The following is a 590-nucleotide window of genomic DNA, read 5'->3' as shown; positions in this document are numbered from 1 at the left end:
TTAATGGCTGTGCAGTTGATTATATGCATGCCTTTGGCTACCTCGCTTATTCATATATGTTTGCATTGATGGTAGAAGCCGCTGATGGTAAAGAAGGCGATTTTTATACCAATAAAGCCAAGCTTGCAGATTACTTTGTCGGCCGTATCTTGCCACGTATTGACGCTCATGCACAGATGGTCAAAGCTGGTAGTGACCCGATGATGAACTTTGATCTTGACTACTTTGATGTGCCTGCTAGCTAAATGCTCATTGTAATCACTTTATAAAACGCTAATAAAAAGGACAGTCTGGTTGCTGTCCTTTTTTTTGTCAAAATAACTGCTAACAAAATAATTCACTATCCATGCGTGGTTACGATTAAAATGATGCAAGACAAAGTGTCGCTCAAATGAAATGATAAATTTACCAAGTTTTTAAAAAATCATTACGACTTACTATGCAATGCACAGTAGCAAATAATAAAAACGATTGAAACAACCACAATAAAGGGTGCGACGTGTCAGAATTAAAACGCATTTTACAACAAATTACAGCCCTAAGTGATGTGCCCGATCCGGCGATGCTCAAACGCTTGATCGATGAGTTAC

The 590-nt window shown here is 38.3% G+C and carries 1 protein-coding gene; it reads left to right on the top strand.

Features of this window, described 5'->3' with window-relative positions:
* On the top strand, positions 1 to 245 hold a 245-nt coding region (locus ACS8FC_RS19240), incomplete at its 5' end, for an acyl-CoA dehydrogenase C-terminal domain-containing protein (RefSeq protein ID WP_439297969.1).
* Positions 246 to 590 lie beyond the last annotated feature (345 nt).

This window comes from Psychrobacter sp. 1Y4, assembly GCF_051847555.1.
This window is presented reverse-complemented; position numbering and strand designations above follow the sequence as displayed.